This window comes from Caenispirillum bisanense, from assembly GCF_900230255.1.
In the GTDB taxonomy this organism is placed as follows: Bacteria; Pseudomonadota; Alphaproteobacteria; order Rhodospirillales; family Rhodospirillaceae; genus Caenispirillum; species Caenispirillum bisanense_A.
Genome location: NZ_OCNJ01000006.1, coordinates 138,297 through 155,262 on the forward strand (window position 1 = coordinate 138,297; position 16,966 = coordinate 155,262).

Sequence of the window (16,966 nt, forward strand, 5' to 3'; positions counted from 1 at the left end):
CTTTCTTCATTGCCAAAATAGGCTCTCGTACCACATACACGTACAAACATCACTTCAATGACGTCGGATCTAGGCAGCGATTGGATTGGCATCTGTCAACTTCCCCCTCTGGCAGGGAGAAAATGTAATAACTACAGGAGAATTATGCAATCCTGCCGTCACTCCACCGTGACACTCTTCGCCAGGTTGCGCGGCTGGTCGACGTCGGTGCCCTTCAGCACCGCCGTGTGATAGGCCAGCAGCTGCACCGGGATGGCGTAGAGGATGGGCGCCACGAAGGGGTTCACCGTCGGCATGGGGATGGCGTAGAGCGCCGTTTCGCTCATGCGCTCCACCCCGTGGGCGTCGGAGAAGAACACCACCTTGCCGCCGCGCGCCACCGTCTCCTGCACGTTGGAGGCCGTCTTCTCGAACAGCTCGTCCTCGTCGTCGGGGGCGATGACGATGACCGGCACGGTCTCGTCGATGAGCGCGATGGGGCCGTGCTTCATCTCACCCGCCGCATAGCCTTCGGCGTGGATGTAGCTGATTTCCTTCAGTTTCAGCGCCCCTTCCAGGGCGATGGCATAGGACGTGCCGCGGCCGAGATACAGCACGTCGCGGGCATCGGCGACGAACTGGGCGATGTCGCGGATGCGCTCGTCGTGGGCCAGCACCTCGGCGGCGCGGCCGGGCACTTCGGCCAGGGCGCCCGACAGCGCCTGCTCGGCCTTGCGGTCGATGGCGCCCTTTGCGCGCGCCAGCGCGATGCTGAAGCAGGCCAGCACCGTCAGCTGCGTCGTGAAGGCCTTGGTGGAGGCGACGCCGATCTCCGGCCCCGCCAGGGTCTGCAGCACGGCATCGCTCTCGCGCGCCATGGAGCTTTCCGGCGAGTTGACGATGGCGACCGTGTGCTGCCCCTCCGCCTTGCAGTGGCGCAGGGCGGCCAGCGTGTCGGCCGTCTCGCCCGACTGGCTGATGAACAGGGCGAGGCCGCCGTCGGCCAGCACCGGGCGGCGGTAGCGGAACTCGCTCGCCACGTCGATCTCCACCGGCACGCGGGCCAGGCGCTCGATCCAGTACTTGGCGACCAGCCCGGCGTAATAGCTGGTGCCGCAGGCGACGATGGTCACCTTGGGCACGGCGGCGAGGTCGAACGGCAGGTCCGGCAGGGTGATGGAGCCCTGCGCCGGGTTGTACATGGCGTTGAGGGTGTCGCCGATGACCTGCGGCTGCTCGAAGATCTCCTTCGCCATGAAGTGGCGGTGCTCGCCCTTGCCGATAAGGGCGCCCGACAGCGCCGTCTGCCGCACCTCGCGCGCCACCGGCTGGTCGTCGGCGTCGTAGAAGGTGGCGCCTTCCAGCGTCAGGACCACCATGTCGCCCTCGTCCAGGTAGGCGATGCGCTGGGTGAGCGGCGCCAGCGCCAGCGCGTCGGAGCCGAGGAACATCTCGCCGTCGCCGTAGCCGACCGCCAGCGGGCTGCCCATGCGGGCGCCGATGAGCAGGTCGTGGCGGCCGGCGATGAGGATGCCGAGCGCAAAGGCGCCGTTCAGCCGCTTCAGGCTGTGCTGCACGGCTTCCACCGGCGGCAGGCCCTGGTCCAGGTGGTGGTGGATCAGGTGGACGACCACTTCGGTGTCGGTGTCGCTTTCGAAGGCGCGGCCTGCATCCTGCAGCTCCTTCTTCAGCTCCTGGAAGTTCTCGATGATGCCGTTGTGCACCACCGCCACCCGCGCCGAGGCGTGCGGGTGGGCGTTGGCCTCGTTGGGGCGGCCGTGGGTGGCCCAGCGGGTGTGACCGATGCCGACGGTGCCGTCGATGGGCTGCTCGCGCACGCGGGCGTCCAGGTTGGCGATCTTGCCCTCGGCGCGGCGGCGGTCGATGGAGCCGTTCACCAGCGTGGCGATGCCCGCCGAGTCATAGCCGCGGTACTCCAGCCGGCGCAGGCCGTCGATGAGCAGCGGCGCGACGTCCTTGCGCCCGATGATGCCGACGATGCCGCACATGGATCACGCCTCCTTCTTGCGCTGGTTCTTGAGCGCGGCCATGCGCTCGCGGAACCGGATGGCCCAGCCGTTGCGGGAGACCTGCTCTCCGCGGGCGACGGTCAGGGCGTTTGCTTCGACGTCCCGCGTCACCACCGACCCGGCGCCGACGATGGCGCCGTCGCCGATGCGTACCGGCGCCACCAGGGCGCTGTTGGAGCCGATGAAGGCGCCCGCCCCGATGTCGGTGTGATGCTTCAGGAAGCCGTCGTAGTTGCAGGTGATGGTGCCGGCGCCGATGTTGGCGCCCGCGCCGACCCGGGCGTCGCCGATGTAGGTCAGGTGGTTGACCTTGGCGCCGTCCTCGACCACCGCCTTCTTGATCTCGACGAAGTTGCCGATGTGGGCGCCGTTGCGCACCTCCGCCCCGGGCCGCAGGCGGGCGTAGGGGCCGAGGATGACGCCGTCGCCCACCGTGCAGTCCTCGAAGTGGCAGAAGCCCTTGATCTCGACGCCGTCGCCGATGGTGACGCCGGGGCCGAAGGTAACGAAGGGGCCGACGCTCACGTCGCGGCCGAGGCGGGTGTCGTGGCTGAAGAACACCGTCTCGGGCGCCGTCAGGGTGGCGCCGCCGTCCGTGGCGGCGCGACGCAGGCGGGCCTGCACGATGCCCTCGGCGACCGCCAGTTCGGTGCGGCTGTTGACGCCGAGCAGCTCCGCCTCGTCGCCTTCCACCACGGCGCACGGCAGGCCGTCGGCGCGGGCCAGCGCGACGATGTCGGTCAGGTAGTATTCGCCCTTGGCATTGGCGTTGCCGACGCGGTCCAGCAGGCCGAACAGGCGGGCGCCGTCGATGCACATGACGCCTGAATTGCACAGCGGGATCGCCAGCTGCTCGGGCGTCGCATCCTTGGCCTCGACGATGGCCTCCAGGCCGTCGCCGCCCATCACCAGACGGCCGTAGGAGCCGGGCTGGTCGGGGCGGAAGCCGAGCACCACCACGGCCGGCGCCGGCACGGCGCGGCGCGCCTCCAGCATACGGGCGAGCGTCTCGGCGGAAATGAGCGGCGTGTCGCCGTAGAGGACCAGCACGTCGCCGTCGAAGCCGTCCAGCTCCGGCCGGGCCTGGGCGACGGCGTGGGCGGTGCCCAGGCGGTCGGTCTGTTCCACGGTCGCATGCGGCGCGACGGCGCGGCGCAGGCCGTCCATGTCCGGCCCGACCACCACGACGGTGCGGTCGACGCCCAGCGTCTGCACGGTGGCCAGCAGGTGGTTGACCATGGGCCGGCCGGCGACGGGATGCATCACCTTGGGCAGGGCCGACTTCATGCGCGTGCCCATGCCGGCGGCGAGGACGATGGCGGCGGTTTTGCTTTTGCTCATGACTTCCGAGGCAGGCTAGAAAGGGAAGACCAAACGGCAGCGGACACTGCCACAGGCCCGTGAATCCGCAAAAACAAACATTGTTTCACCGTGTTGCAGGACCGCGCCATGGCAAATCCCCCTCTGCTCGCCCTTCTGTTCGACCTCGACGGCACGCTGGTCCACAGCCTGCCCGACCTGACGCTCGCCCTGAACCGCCTGCTGGCGGAGGAAGACCGCCGCCGCCTGAGCGAGCCCGAGGTCGCCCGCATGGTCGGCGACGGCGCCCGCGTGCTGGTGGAGCGGGCCTTCGCCGCCACCGGCGCGCCTGCGGCGGATGACGATCTCGACATGCTCACCGGCCGCTTCGTGTCCATCTATGAGGGGGCAACGGCGCACGGAACACAACCCTACCCTGGCGTCGTAAGCACGCTTCGCGATCTGTCGGCGCGCGGACATCCGATGGCGGTATGCACGAACAAGCCCTACCGTGCCACGGTCGCCCTTCTGGAGGCGCTGGATCTTGCGCGGTACTTCCACGTGGTGATCGGCGGCGGCTCGACGCCCGAGCGCAAGCCCGACCCGGCCCCGGTGCGCGCCTGCCTGGAGGCGCTGGGTGCGACGGCGGGGCGCGCGCTCATGGTCGGCGACGGGCTGAACGACGTGCTGGCCGCCAAGGGCGCGGGCGTGACTTGCGTCTGCGTCACCTACGGCTACCCCCACGGGCCGGTGGAGGAGTTCGGCGCCGACGCCTTGATCGACCGCTTCGAGCAGGTTCTGGAGATCATTGAAAAAAGTGTTTGACAGGGTGGGGCCCGGCTTAGTACATACCGGCTCCCACGACGGAGCCACCGCCGCAAGGCACCGGCCCCGGAGCGGGACAGAGAGAGATGGGCGCATAGCTCAGCGGGAGAGCACACCCTTCACACGGGTGGGGTCGTAGGTTCAATCCCTACTGCGCCCACCATCTCCTCTCACAGATCAGATCGACATACGGGCGCCGCTGACACCAGCCGGCGCCCGTGTCGTTTGCGGGGTCCGCCATGCCGCCTGCCACCCTCTTCCTCGCCGTCACCGCCTCCGCCATGGACGGCTATCCCGTCGAGATCGCCTGGGCCGCCGCCGATCTGTCGGCCGGCGAGGCGTGGCTGGTGCGCCCCGCACCGGCATGGGACGATCTGCCGTGGGCGGCGGAGGACGACGCGCGCCACGGCCTGACGCCCGAACGCCTGGAGGAAGACGGCCGCGAACCGCGCCGCATCGCGCCCCGCCTGCTGGAAGACCTGGGCGGCGCCACCGTCGCCTGCGAGGCGGCCGATCTGGCGCGCGGCTGGCTGCAGATGCTGTTCGACGAGAGCCCCCTGCCCCGCCCGCCGCACGTGGTGGAGGCCGCCGGCCTGTTCCCGCCGCCGGCCCGCGCCGACGACCCCGACCTGTTGCGCCTGCGCGCCCGCGCCGGTCTGACACCGGGCCAGGCGCTGGACGATGCCGTGGGGCTGGCGCTCGCCTGGGCCGTCGGGCGCGGCGAGGCCTCGGCAGACCTGGCGGAGCGGGCGCGCGACCTGCTGGATTACGCCGGGCGTTGACCCGGCGGCCGCCGGGACCGACTTGAAGGGGCGAGCCGTCCGTCCCGTCAGCCGCCCGGAGGCGCCATGCCCGCCCTGACCCGCCGCACCCTGCTCACCTCCGCCGCCGCCGCGGCCACCCTGCCCTTCCTGCCGCTGCCGTCTGCGCGGGCGCAAGAGGGCGCGCCTCTGCTGCGCCGCCCCATCCCGTCCACCGGCGAGGAAATAGCGGCCGTAGGAATGGGCACCTGGATCACCTTCAACGTCGGCTCCAATGAAGCCCTGCGCGCCGAGCGGATGGAGGTCCTGCGCACCTTCTTCCGACTGGGCGGCGGCATGGTCGACAGCTCGCCCATGTACGGCAGTTCGGAGGACGTGGTCGGCTGGTGCCTGGACCGCCTGCCGCCCGAGGAGACCGCCGGCCTGTTCTCCGCCACCAAGGTATGGACCCAGTTCCCCGGCGAGGAGGGGCCGGAGCAGATGGCGGCAAGCCGCCGCCTGTGGGGCGTGCCGCGGTTCGACCTCATGCAGGTCCACAACCTGGTGGACTGGGAGACGCACCTGCCCACCCTTATCGCCGACAAGGCGGCCGAACGGGTGCGGTACATCGGCATCACCACCTCCCACGGCGCCCGCCACGAGGCCATGGAGCGGCTGATGGAGACGCAGCCGCTGGATTTCGTGCAGCTGACCTACAACATCCTCGACCGCGAGGCGGAGGACCGCCTGCTGCCGCTGGCCCAGGACCGCGGCCTCGCCGTCATCGCCAACCGGCCCTACCGGCAGAAGCAGTTGATCCGCATGGTGGAAGGCCGGCCGCTGCCGCCCTTCGCGGCCGAGATCGGAGCCCGCACCTGGGCCCAGGTGTTTCTCAAGTTCGTGGTGTCGCATCCCGCCATCACCTGCGCCATCCCCGCCACGACGCGCGTCGACCACATGCGCGAGAACATGGAGGTGCTGCGCGGCCCGCTGCCCGACGCCGACATGCGCCGCCGCATGATCGCCCATATGCAGAGCCTGTAGGAGCCCATGCTGCCCTTCGACGCCGACGTCCTCGCCTCCCTCGTCGCCCAGTACAATGGGGCGTGGTTTCCGGCGCCGGTGGTGGCGCTGCTGCTCGGGCTGGCGGTGGTGGGGCTGGCGTGGCGGCCCGGCGGCGGCCGGGCGGCGGCGCTGATCCTGGCCGTCGGCTGGGCGTGGAGCGGCATCACCTTCCACCTCGGCAGCTTCGCCGAACTGAACTTCATGGCGCCCACCTACGCCGGCGCCTTCCTGGTGCAGGCGCTGGTGCTGGCGTGGCTCGGCCTGCGGCGGCGGCTGGACATCGGCCCGCCCGTGGACGCGACCGGCCGGATCGGCCTCGGGCTGGCGCTGGTCGCCCTGCTGGTGTGGCCGCTGCTGGCGCTGACCAGCGCCTATGGCCTCGCGGCGGCGGAGGTGGCCGGCACGGCGCCTGACCCGACGGCGCTGCTCACCCTCGGCGTGCTGCTCCTGGTGCGCGGGCGCATCCGCTGGCTGGCGGCCGTCGTCCCGGCGGTCTGGACGCTGGTCGGCGGCGCCACCGCCTGGGTACTCGGCAGCGAGATCCAGGCCTTGCAGGTGCTCGCCGGGCCGCTCGCCATCGCCCTGATCTTCCAGCGGAATCGCCGCGCGCCCGAGTGAGTGCCCGACACGGCGAATTGTGCTAAACTGCTTGTGGTTTGAAGGATCGCCCCCACGATCCGGAGGTGGACCATGCGAGGTTCCGTCTGCGGCCTCCTGCCCGCCGAGGACATCCAGGCGCTCGTCGACGCCCTGCGCGCCCGCGGTCATGCGGTGATCGCGCCGGTGGTGGACGGCGGCGTGCTGGCGCTGGCCGAGGTCGCCAACGCCGATGCCATCGCCGCCGGCTGGACCGCCGAGCAGACCCCCGGCCGCTACCGCCTGACCCGCCGCGCCGACTCCTTGCGCTTCGCCACCGGCCCGACCGCGCTGCCGTGGAAGCGTTTTCTGCACCCGCCGGAAACCCTGCTGTTCCGCGCCCGCCGCGACGGCGACGACTTCGCGGTCACTGAGACGCCGCCTGCCCCCCGTCCTCAGGCCCTGCTCGGCCTGCTGCCGTGCGATCTTGCGGCGGTGGCGCGGCTGGACGAGGCCATGGCGGGCGATGCGCTCTATCAGGCGCGCCGGCAGGCGACGCTGCTGGTCGCCGTCACCTGCGCCGAAGCCGCCGCCACCTGCTTCTGCACCAGCCTCGGCACCGGCCCGGCCGTCGCCGGCCCCTGCGACCTCGCCCTGTCCGAACTTCCCGGGCGCGGCCTGCTGGTGGAGGCCCGCAGCGCGGCGGGCGAGGCCATCGCCGCCGCCCTGCCGCTCACGGCCGCCGAGGACCGGGATTTCGCCGACCGCGACGCCATCGCCGCCCGCACCGCCGCCGCCCAGACCCGCCGCCTGCCGGCCGACGTCGCCGGCGTGCTGCGGCGGGCGGTGGAGCATCCCCGCTGGCAGGCGGTGGCGGACCGCTGCCTCACCTGCGGTAATTGCACCAGCCAGTGCCCCACCTGCTTCTGCTCGACGGTGGAGGACGCTACCAGCCTGGACGGTGCCACGGCCGAGCGGCGCCGGGTGTGGGACGGCTGCTTCTCGCTCGACTTCTCCTACGTCGTCGGCGGCCCGGTGCGGCAGAGCGCCGCCGCCCGCTACCGCCACTGGATCACACACAAGCTGTCGACCTGGCACGACCAGTTCGGCACCTCGGGCTGCGTCGGCTGCGGGCGCTGCATCGCGTGGTGCCCGGTCGGCATCGACATCACGGAAGAAGCCGCGATCCTCGCGGCCGCCGAAGAACGGGAGGCTGCGCCATGACGCCCACCCTCGACACCGAAGCCATCCGCCGCGTGCTGCACGACCATCCGCTGTTCGCCGGCCTGAGCGAGGCCCAGCGCGACGCCATGGCCGCCTGCGCCACCACGCGCGCCTTCAAGCCCGGCGACGTCCTGCTGCAGGAAGGCGCCTGCGCCGACCGCTTCCACGTCCTGCTGTCGGGCACGGTGGCGGTGCAGATCGCCGACCCCGGCCGCGGCCTCCTCACCCTGCAGACCCTGCACGGCGGCGACGTGCTCGGCTGGTCGTGGCTGATCCCGCCCTACCGCTGGAGCTTCGCCGCCACCGCCACGGAACCGACGGAGGCGGTGGTCTTCGACGCCCCCAGCCTGCGGCGGGTGATCGCCGCCGACCACGAGATCGCCTTCCACCTGCTGCCGCGCTTCGTCGCCGTCATGGCCGACCGCCTGCACGCCGCCCGGTTGCAGATGCTCGACCTCTACGGACCGCCGTCATGACCGTCGCCGCGCCGGAAACCATGGTGCCGCGCCCCTTCCGCATCGCGCGGGTGCGGCGGGAACTGGCGGATACCTTCACCCTCGATCTGGTGCCCGAGGACGGCGCGGCGCCGCCAGCGTGGCGGCCGGGGCAGTTCATGATGCTCTATGCCTTCGGCCAGGGCGAGGTGCCCATCTCCGTCAGCGGCGATCCGGCGGTGCCGGAGGTGCTGACCCACACCACGCGCGCCGTCGGCGGCGTCACGCGGGCCATGTGGGGGCTGAAGGCCGGCGCAACGCTGGGTGTGCGCGGCCCGTTCGGCCGGGCGTGGCCGGTGGTGACGGCAGAGGGGCGCGACGTGGTGATCGTCGCCGGCGGGCTCGGCCTCGCGCCCGTGCGGCCATTGGTTCTGGCGGTGCTCGCGGCGCGGCAGCGGTTCGGTCGGGTACTTGTGCTCTACGGCGCCCGCACGCCCGAGGACATCCTGTTCCATACGGAGGTGCGGGCGTGGCGCAGCCGCTTCGACACCGGCGTCGCCGTCACCGTCGACCGCGCCACCGGCGGCTGGAGCGGGCCGGTCGGCATGGTGACGCGCCTCGTCGCCGCCGGCGGCTTCGACCCCGCCGCCGCCACCGCCTTCGTCTGCGGCCCGGAACTGATGATGCGCGCCGCCTGCGAGGCCCTGGTGCGCAAGGGCGTGGCGCCCGACCGCGTGTGGCTGTCCATGGAGCGCAACATGAAGTGCGCCATCGGCGTCTGCGGCCATTGCCAATGGGCGGGGCGCTTCGTCTGCCGCGACGGCCCGGTGTTCGACTACGGCGCGGTGCGCGACGTGCTGCCGCTGGCGGAGGTGTGACGCCATGACCCGACGCCCCAAGCTCGCCGTGTGGAAGTTCTCGAGCTGCGACGGCTGCCAGCTCCAGCTTCTCGACCTGGAGGACGACCTGCTGGCGCTGGCCGATGCGGTGCAGGTAGCGGTGTTCCTGGAAGCCACCCGTGCCACCGCCCCCGGCCCCTACGACCTGTCGCTGGTGGAAGGCTCCATCACCACCGCCGCCGACGCCGCACGCATTCGCACCATTCGGCGGCAGTCGCGGGTGCTGGTCGCCATCGGCGCCTGCGCCACGGCCGGCGGCATCCAGGCCCTGAAGAACCTGGCCGACGCCGCCGAATGGGTGCGCGCCGTCTATCCCCGGCCGGAGCACATCGCCACCCTCGCCACCTCCACCGCCATCGCCGACCACGTGCCGGTCGACCTGGAGCTGCGCGGCTGCCCGGTGGACCGTCACCAACTGCTGGAGGTGGTGAGCGCCCTGCTCGCCGGCCGCCGCCCTGCCCTACCGCGCACCGCCGTCTGCACCGAGTGCAAGCGGGCCGGGCACCCCTGCGTCACCGTCGCCGCCGGCACGCCCTGCCTCGGCCCCGTCACCCAGGCCGGCTGCGGCGCCCTGTGTCCGCGGGTCGGGCGCGGCTGCTACGGCTGCTTCGGTCCGAAGGAGACGCCCAACCTGCCGGCCCTGACGGCGCAATACGCCGCCCTCGGCCGGACATCGGCGGAGATCACCCTGGCCTTGCGCCTGTACAACGCCGATGCCGCTCCCTTCCGCGAGGAGGCCCGCCGCCATGACCCGCCGCATCAAGGTTGAGGCCCTCGCCCGGGTGGAGGGCGAGGGGGCGCTCGACGTCACCGTCCGCGACGGGCGCGTCACCGCCCTGCACTTCCGCATCTTCGAGCCGCCGCGCTTCTTCGAGGCCTTGCTGCGCGGCCGGCCCTACTCCGACGCCCCCGACATCACCTCGCGCATCTGCGGCATCTGCCCCATCGCCTATCAGCTGGGCGCGGCGCAGGCCATGGAGGACGCCTTCGGCGTGGTGGTGTCGCCGGAGATCGAGGCCCTGCGCCGGCTGGTCTATTGCGGCGAGTGGATCGAAAGCCACGTGCTGCACGTCGCCATGCTGCACGCGCCCGATTTCCTCGGCCTCGACGACGCCCTGCTGATGGCGAAGACCCACCCCGAGGTGGTGGAGACGGCGCTGCGCCTCAAGAAGCTCGGCAACCGCCTGTTGGAGGTGGTGGGCGGGCGCGCGGTGCATCCGGTGAACCTGAAGGTCGGCGGCTTCTACGCGGCGCCCAAGCGCGCCGAACTGCTCGCCCTGCGGCCGGAACTGGACTGGGCGGCGGCGGCGGCGCGGCGGCTTCTGCGCACGGTGGCGGCCTTCGATCCGCCGGACCTGACGCGCGACTATCTGTTCGTCGCCCTGCGCCACGACCGCGACTACGCCATCACCGGCGGAAGGCTGGCGTCGTCGGAGGGGCTGGACGCGCCCATCGCCGCCTTTCCCGACCTGTTCGACGAACACCAGGAGCCCAATTCCACCGCCCTGCACGGCCGCACCCGCGACGGCCGCGCCTACATGGTCGGCCCGCTCGCCCGCTGGGCGATCAACGGCGACCGCCTGCTGCCCGACGTGCGGGCGGAGGCGGCGGCGCTGGGCGTCGCGCCGGTGGAGCGCAATCCGTTCCGCTCCATCGTCGTGCGGGCCGCCGAGGTGCTGCAGGTGGTGCTGGAGGCGCAAAGGCTGGTCGACGCCTACCGGCCGCCCGACCCGCCCGCCGTGCCGGTGGAGCCGCGCGCCGGCGTCGGCGTCGGGGCGACGGAGGCGCCGCGCGGCCTGTGCTGGCACCGCTACCGCCTCGCCGACGACGGCAGCATCCTGGAGGCGCGCATCGTGCCGCCCACCGCCCAGAACCAACCGACCATCGAGGAAGACCTGCGGCAGGTGGTGGAGCGCGGCCTGGCGCTCGACGACGACGCCCTGAAATGGCGCTGCGAGCAGGCCATCCGCAACTACGACCCCTGCATCTCCTGCGCCACCCACTTCCTGCGCCTGAAGGTGCACCGTGAGCCCTGACCCGCGCCCCCTCGTCATCGGCATCGGCCAGCCGTGGCGCGGCGACGACGCCGCCGGCCTCGCGGTGCTCGACCTGCTGCCGGCCGACCGCCTGGAGCTGCGCCCGCACCACGGCGAGGGCCTCGGCCTCATCGCCCTGTGGGAGGGGCGGCCGCTGGTGGTGGTGGTCGACGCCGCCTGCGCCGCCGGCACGCCTGGCCGGCTGCACCGCATCGACACGGCCCGCGCCACGCCCTTCGACGCCCGCCTGTTCCGCTGTTCCTCCCACGCCTTCGGGGTGAACGAGGCCATCGCCACCGGCCGGGCGCTCGGCCGGATGCCGGCGCGGCTGATCGTCCATGCGGTGGAGGGCGAGCGCTGGGATCTCGGTGCGCCGCTGTCCCCCGCCGTGGCCGCCGCCCTGCCCGCCCTTGCCGAAGCGGTGCTCGCCGACGCCCTGCCCGCGCGTTGACTCCAGACACGGGGACAGGAGGCAGGCATTCTCAAGGTGGCAGTGACCATTCTGGCGGCGGGACTGGCGGCGGTGACGCTGGCGGTGCTGGCGGCGCGCCTGTGGTGGCCCTTCGACCTGCTGACCCACTTCCGCCTGCAATACCTGGCGGCGGCGCTGGCCCTGCTGCTGCTCGCCATGGCGGCGGGGGCGCGGCCGGCGGCGGTGCTGCTGGTGGTCGTGCTGGCGGTGCATGGCTGGGCGGTGCGCGACCTCTGGCTGCCGCGCGGCGACCCACCGCTCGCCGCCGACGCCCTGCCGCTGACCGTCTTCGCTGCCAACGTGCTGGCCGAGAACCCGCGGCCCGAGGCGGTGGTTGCCGCCGTGCGCGACAAGCGGCCGGACATCGTGGTGCTGGTGGATGCCCGCGGCGCGCGCTGGCGGGAGCCGCTGGCGAGGCTCGGCGCGCTCTATCCGCAGGCCGCCCCCGACACCTGGGCGGCGGCGGCCGGGCCGGTGGTGATCCTGAGCCGCTTCTCCATCCGCCACGAACGGCTGGCGCCGCGCACCGCCGACCGACCGCCCTACCTGCTCACCACCATGACCATCGCCGGCCGGGCGGTGACCGTGGTCGGCGTTCATCCCACCTCGCCCGAACCCTTCGACGGCCGCGACAGCCACGCCCGCAACCGCCAGCTGGACCGCCTGGGCCGGCACCTGGCGCGCATCGACGGCCCGGCCATCGTCGCCGGCGACTTCAACACCTCGCTGTGGTCGCCGCATGCCCGCGCCCTGCTGCGCGCGGCCGGACTGCGGCCGGCGGCGGCGGGCTTCGGCTGGCATGCGACGTGGCCGCTGCGGCCCGCCCTCGCCCGCGTGCCGCTGGACCACGTACTGGTGCGTGGCCCCATCGCCGTCACCGACTTCCGCAGCGGACCGCCGGTCGGGTCGGACCATCTGCCGGTCGCCGCCGACCTGCGACTGGAAAAGGCGCCGGCGGACCGCACATGAGACAGACGATCCCCAGCGCGGAGACCCGCCCATGATGCCGTCCCTCGACGCCCTCGCCGGCCTCGGCCGGTCCTTGCGCATCTACTACGGCGATGCCGGCATGACCGACGGCCTGCGGCGGCTCTACGGCGGCTTCATGCGGCGCGGCGACCTCGCCTTCGACATCGGCGCGCATGTGGGCAACCGCTCGCGCATCCTGGCGGGGCTCGGGGTGCGGGTGGTGGCGGTAGAGCCGCAGGGGCTGTTCCACGGCTTCCTGTCGCTCACCCGGCCGCGCCGCCGGGTGACGGTGGTGCGCGCCGCTGTCGGGCCGCAGGAAGGCACGCTGACCCTGCACGTCTCCCGCCGCCATCCCACCGTCACCACCGGCGCCGCCGACTGGATCGGCGAGGTAGGGCGCGACGAGACGTTCTCCATGGTCCGATGGGACCACCGGGAAACCGTGCCGCAGACCACGCTCGACGCCCTCATCGACCGCTTCGGCCTGCCCGCCTTCTGCAAGATCGACGTGGAGGGGATGGAGGACGCGGTGCTGGCCGGCCTGAACCGCCCCATCCCCCGCATCGCCTTCGAATACCTGCCGCCGGCCCTGCCGCGGGCACTCGCCTGCGTGCAGCGGCTGGAGAGCCTCGCGCCCTATCGCTTCAATGCCGTCGTCGGCGAGTCCGACCACTTCGCCTGGGGCGAGTGGCTGTCGGCGGCGGCAGTGCCCGATGCGCTGGCGGAAACGGCGCGCCGGGGCTTCGGCGACCTTTACGCCTTCCTGCCGGAGGTGGTAGAGCCGTAGCAGCATCCGCCCGCCGGGTCGCGCGTTGTAGGCGATGACCCACAAGGACGGCCAACGAAGGCGGGTACCGGCACCGGCCGCTCGTCGTCCGTCGGCGGAAGCACTGGATGCCTGCACTGCCCATCCCCTTCCTCACGCACGGCCGCCGCCTGACGGCCGCCGCGGGCGTCCTCGCCCTCGCCGCCTGCGACGGGCCGCAGTCGACGCTCACGCCGGCGGGCGTGGGGGCGGAACGCATCGCCGACCTGTGGTGGTGGATGTTCGGCGGCGCGGTGGTGATCTGGGTGGTCGTGATCGGCCTCGCCGTCTACGCCACGCGCTTCGGCACCGGCCGCCACGACGTGCGCAGGGCCCGCCTGCTCATCATCGGCGCCGGTGCCGTCTTCCCGACGGTCGTGCTCACCGCCCTGCTGATATGGGGCCTGCGCCTGATGCCGGTGCTGCGCCCGCCGACCGGCGATGCGGCGGTGCGGGTGGAGGTGGAAGGTCTGCGCTGGTGGTGGCGCGTCACCTACGTCACGCCCGACGGCCGCCGCATCCCGCTCGCCAACGAGATCCGCCTGCCGGTCGGGCAGATGGCCGCCTTCACCCTGACCAGCCCCGACGTGATCCATTCGTTCTGGATCCCCTCGCTCGGCGGCAAGATGGACATGATCCCCGGCCGCGTGACCGAGCTGGCGCTGGAGCCGACGCGCACCGGCGTCTTCCGCGGCGCCTGCGCCGAATACTGCGGCACCTCGCACGCGCTCATGCAGTTCGGGGTGGAGGTCTTGGAGCCGGCCGCCTTCGACGACTGGCTCGCCACCCAGGCCGCCCCGGCCGAAGCCCCCGCCTCGCCCGAGGCCGCGCGGGGGCGGGAGCTGTTCCTCGCCTTCGGCTGCGGTGCCTGCCATGCGGTGCGCGGCACGCCGGCCGACGGCACCATCGGGCCGGACCTCACCCACGTCGGCGGCCGCCTGACGCTCGGCGCCGGCATCCTGCCCAACGACCCCGCCGCCTTCGCCCGCTGGATCGGCGACACCCACGAGGTGAAGCCCGATGCCGAGATGCCCCCCTTCGGCATGCTGCCGGCGGCGGACCTGCGCGCCCTCGCCCTCTACCTGGACGGCCTGACATGAGCGACGACACCGAGACCCGCCGCGCCGCCGCCCAGGCCGAGCGCCTGCTGACCGCCTGGAAGACGCCCACCGGCTGGCGCTACTGGTCGGCGGTGAACAATTCCGAGGTCGGCCTGTGGTACACCACGGTCGCCTTCGCCTTCTTCTTCTTCGCCGGCATCCTCGGGCTGCTCATCCGCGCCCAGCTGGCGGTGCCGGGCAACGACTTCCTCGACGCCGACACCTACAACCAGGTCTTCACCCTGCACGGCACGGTGATGATGTTCCTGTTCGCGGTGCCGATCTTCGAAGCCTTCTCCATCATGATCCTGCCGGAGATGCTGGGCGCCCGCGACCTGCCCTTCCCGCGCCTGTCGGCCTACGGCTTCTGGAGCTTCCTGATCGGCGGCGTCTTCGTGTGCGGGTCCATCCTGTTCGACGCGGCCCCGAAAGGCGGCTGGTTCATGTACCCGCCGCTGACGACGGAATACCAGGACGGCGTCGGGGTGGACATCTGGCTGCTCGGCCTCAGCTTCATCGAGGTGGCGTCCATCGCCGCGGCGGTGGAGCTGATCGTCGGCATTCTGAAGTGCCGGCCGCCGGGCATGCGCATCAACCTGATGCCGCTCTATGCCTGGTATCTGCTGGTGGTGGCGGCGATGATCCTGTTCGCCTTCCCGCCGCTCATCACCGGCGACCTGCTGTTCGAGATGCAGCGCGCCTTCGACTGGCCGTTCTTCGACCCCGACCGCGGCGGCGACCCGCTGCTGTGGCAGCACCTGTTCTGGATCTTCGGCCACCCGGAGGTCTACATCATCTTCCTGCCGGCCATCGCGCTGGTGGCGACCATGGTGCCGGTGTTCGCCCGGCGCCCCATCGTCGGGTATTCGTGGATCGTGCTGGCCGCCGTCGGCACCGGCTTCATCAGCTTCGGCCTGTGGGTCCACCACATGTACACCACGGGCCTGCCGGGGCTGACGCTCGGGTTCTTTTCGGCGGCCTCGGTGGCCGTCGCCATCCCGACCGGCATCCAGATCTTCTGCTTCGTGGCGACGGCGCTGGCCGGGCGGGTGATCGCCTCGACGCCCATGCTCTACGTCTCCGGCGCGCTCGCCATCTTCGTCATCGGCGGGCTGACCGGGGTGATGGTGGCGCTGGCGCCCTTCGACTTCCAGGTCCACGACACCTACTTCATCGTCGCCCACGTCCATTACGTGCTGGTCGGCGGCGTGGTGTTCCCGGTGACGGGCGCCTTCTACTACTTCTACCCGCTGGCCGGCGGCAAGACGCTGTCCGACCGCCTGGGGCGCATCGCCTTCTGGCTCATGTTCTCGGGCTTCAACATCGCCTTCCTGCCCATGCACCTGACCGGCCTGCGCGGCATGCCGCGGCGGGTGTTCACCTATGAAGGCGGCGTCGGCTTCGACGTGCTGAACCTGGTCTCCAGCATCGGTGCCTTCATCCTGGCCGCCGGCTTCGCCGTGTTCCTGTGGGACGTGCTGCGCCCCAAAGGCCGGCAGCCCTACAGCCCGCGCAACCCGTGGAACGCCGGCACGCTGGAATGGCTGGGGGAGATGCCCGACAAGCCGTGGGGCGTGCGCTCCATCCCCGTCATCGAGAGCCGCAATCCCCTGTGGGACCAGCCGAACCTCGTGCGCGACGTGGACGCCGGCCGGTTCTACCTTCCGGACGCCGAGGAACTGAAGCGCGAGACGTTGGTCACCAGCATCCTCGACGCCGAGCCGATCCAGTGCCTGCGCGTGCCCGGCCCCACCTTCCTCACCATGGGCGCGGCGGCCGGCACCGGCGGCGTGTTCATCTTTTCCACCTATCACTGGTGGTGGCTGGCAGGCTTGAGCGGTGTGCTGGCGCTCGGCATGGTTCTGACGTGGCTGTGGACGGGCACCGCGCTCATCCCCGAGAAGCCCGCCAAGGACGTCGGCCTCGGCACCACCCTGCCGCTCTACAAGTCGGGGCCGCAGTCGGTCGGGTGGTGGGCCATGTTCATCACCATGATGGGCGACATGACCGCCTTCGCCGGCCTCGTGTTCGGCTACTACTTCTACTGGACCATCCACGAAGACTTCCCGCCCGATCCCGCCGCCGGACCGGGGGTAGCGTGGCCGCTGACGGCGCTCGGCCTGTTCCTGGCGGCGTGGCTGCTGACGGTGCTGGCGCGGCGGTGGAACGCCGGCGGCCGGCGCCAGAGCTTCTTCGCCGCCCTCGGCCTCGCCTGCCTGCTGACCGTCGCCGGCACGGCGGCGCTGGCGACGGGACCGGCGGTGACCGGCCTCGACCCGACGGCGCACGTCTATCCCGCCACCGTCTGGGTGCTGGTGCTGTGGGTGGGCATCCATGCCGCGGTCGGGGTCGTCATGCTGCTCTACTGCATCGCCCGCGGTTTCGCCGGCAAGCTGACGCCGCAGTGGGACATCGACATCCACGTCGTCACCCTGTTCTGGCACTTCCTGGCGGTGACGGTGCTGGTGACGGTGGCCACCCTCGCCGGCTTCCCGCTGGTCGCCTGAGGAGGA

The 16,966-nt window shown here is 71.9% G+C and carries 16 protein-coding genes and 1 tRNA gene; 15 read left to right on the top strand and 2 right to left on the bottom strand.

Annotation, left to right across the window (positions count from 1 at the left end):
* Nucleotides 1-158: 158 nt before the first annotated feature.
* Entirely contained in the window at nt 159-1,988 is a 1,830-nt protein-coding gene (gene glmS / locus CRP50_RS14570; RefSeq protein ID WP_097279913.1) for a glutamine--fructose-6-phosphate transaminase (isomerizing), read from the bottom strand.
* A 3-nt stretch (nt 1,989-1,991) separates the two neighbouring features.
* Nucleotides 1,992-3,350 carry a bifunctional UDP-N-acetylglucosamine diphosphorylase/glucosamine-1-phosphate N-acetyltransferase GlmU gene (gene glmU, locus CRP50_RS14575; RefSeq protein ID WP_097279914.1) on the bottom strand — a complete coding sequence of 453 codons (1,359 nt, stop codon included), beginning with the start codon at nt 3,348-3,350 and terminating at the stop codon, nt 1,992-1,994.
* Between the two features lie 108 nt (nt 3,351-3,458).
* Between glmU and gph the strand changes: the two genes are divergently transcribed.
* The 15 genes from gph to ctaD all read left to right on the top strand — a co-directional run bounded on the left by gph (nt 3,459) and on the right by ctaD (nt 16,960).
* The gene (gene gph / locus CRP50_RS14580) at nt 3,459-4,133 is read left to right on the top strand and encodes a phosphoglycolate phosphatase (protein ID WP_097279915.1); all 675 of its coding nucleotides are present in this window, start codon (nt 3,459-3,461) and stop codon (nt 4,131-4,133) included.
* Between the two features lie 88 nt (nt 4,134-4,221).
* Nucleotides 4,222-4,296 (top strand) — tRNA-Val (locus CRP50_RS14585).
* 76 nt (nt 4,297-4,372) lie between these two features.
* The gene (locus CRP50_RS14590) at nt 4,373-4,915 is read left to right on the top strand and encodes a hypothetical protein (protein WP_097279916.1); all 543 of its coding nucleotides are present in this window, start codon (nt 4,373-4,375) and stop codon (nt 4,913-4,915) included.
* Between the two features lie 66 nt (nt 4,916-4,981).
* Nucleotides 4,982-5,917: an aldo/keto reductase gene (locus tag CRP50_RS14595; protein ID WP_097279917.1), complete on the top strand. Its 936-nt coding sequence runs from the start codon at nt 4,982-4,984 to the stop codon at nt 5,915-5,917.
* 6 nt (nt 5,918-5,923) lie between these two features.
* Complete coding sequence (locus CRP50_RS14600) at nt 5,924-6,556, top strand: DUF6064 family protein (protein ID WP_097279918.1); 633 nt, start codon at nt 5,924-5,926, stop codon at nt 6,554-6,556.
* 72 nt (nt 6,557-6,628) lie between these two features.
* On the top strand, nt 6,629-7,738 hold the full coding sequence (locus CRP50_RS14605) for a 4Fe-4S dicluster domain-containing protein (protein ID WP_097279919.1): 1,110 nt from the start codon (nt 6,629-6,631) through the stop codon (nt 7,736-7,738).
* Nucleotides 7,735-8,214, top strand: a complete 480-nt coding sequence (locus CRP50_RS14610; protein ID WP_097279920.1) for a cyclic nucleotide-binding domain-containing protein — start codon at nt 7,735-7,737, stop codon at nt 8,212-8,214. The genes CRP50_RS14605 and CRP50_RS14610 overlap by 4 nt, the downstream gene beginning before the upstream one ends.
* A complete protein-coding gene (locus CRP50_RS14615) occupies nt 8,211-9,050 on the top strand; it encodes an FAD/NAD(P)-binding protein (RefSeq protein WP_097279921.1) in 840 nt (279 codons plus the stop codon). Before CRP50_RS14610 ends, CRP50_RS14615 begins: the two co-directional genes overlap by 4 nt.
* A 4-nt stretch (nt 9,051-9,054) precedes the next feature.
* The gene (locus CRP50_RS14620; RefSeq protein ID WP_097279922.1) at nt 9,055-9,840 is read left to right on the top strand and encodes an oxidoreductase; all 786 of its coding nucleotides are present in this window, start codon (nt 9,055-9,057) and stop codon (nt 9,838-9,840) included.
* Entirely contained in the window at nt 9,818-11,107 is a 1,290-nt protein-coding gene (locus CRP50_RS14625; RefSeq protein ID WP_097279923.1) for a Ni/Fe hydrogenase subunit alpha, read from the top strand. The genes CRP50_RS14620 and CRP50_RS14625 overlap by 23 nt, the downstream gene beginning before the upstream one ends.
* On the top strand, nt 11,097-11,558 hold the full coding sequence (locus tag CRP50_RS14630; protein ID WP_097279924.1) for a hydrogenase maturation protease: 462 nt from the start codon (nt 11,097-11,099) through the stop codon (nt 11,556-11,558). Before CRP50_RS14625 ends, CRP50_RS14630 begins: the two co-directional genes overlap by 11 nt.
* A 36-nt stretch (nt 11,559-11,594) precedes the next feature.
* The gene (locus tag CRP50_RS14635; protein WP_141415140.1) at nt 11,595-12,548 is read left to right on the top strand and encodes an endonuclease/exonuclease/phosphatase family protein; all 954 of its coding nucleotides are present in this window, start codon (nt 11,595-11,597) and stop codon (nt 12,546-12,548) included.
* A 31-nt stretch (nt 12,549-12,579) separates the two neighbouring features.
* Nucleotides 12,580-13,335, top strand: a complete 756-nt coding sequence (locus CRP50_RS14640; protein WP_097279926.1) for an FkbM family methyltransferase — start codon at nt 12,580-12,582, stop codon at nt 13,333-13,335.
* A 107-nt stretch (nt 13,336-13,442) separates the two neighbouring features.
* Nucleotides 13,443-14,453 carry a cytochrome c oxidase subunit II gene (gene coxB / locus CRP50_RS14645; RefSeq protein WP_097279927.1) on the top strand — a complete coding sequence of 337 codons (1,011 nt, stop codon included), beginning with the start codon at nt 13,443-13,445 and terminating at the stop codon, nt 14,451-14,453.
* Entirely contained in the window at nt 14,450-16,960 is a 2,511-nt protein-coding gene (ctaD, locus tag CRP50_RS14650) for a cytochrome c oxidase subunit I (RefSeq protein ID WP_097279928.1), read from the top strand. The genes coxB and ctaD overlap by 4 nt, the downstream gene beginning before the upstream one ends.
* Nucleotides 16,961-16,966: the final 6 nt, after the last annotated feature.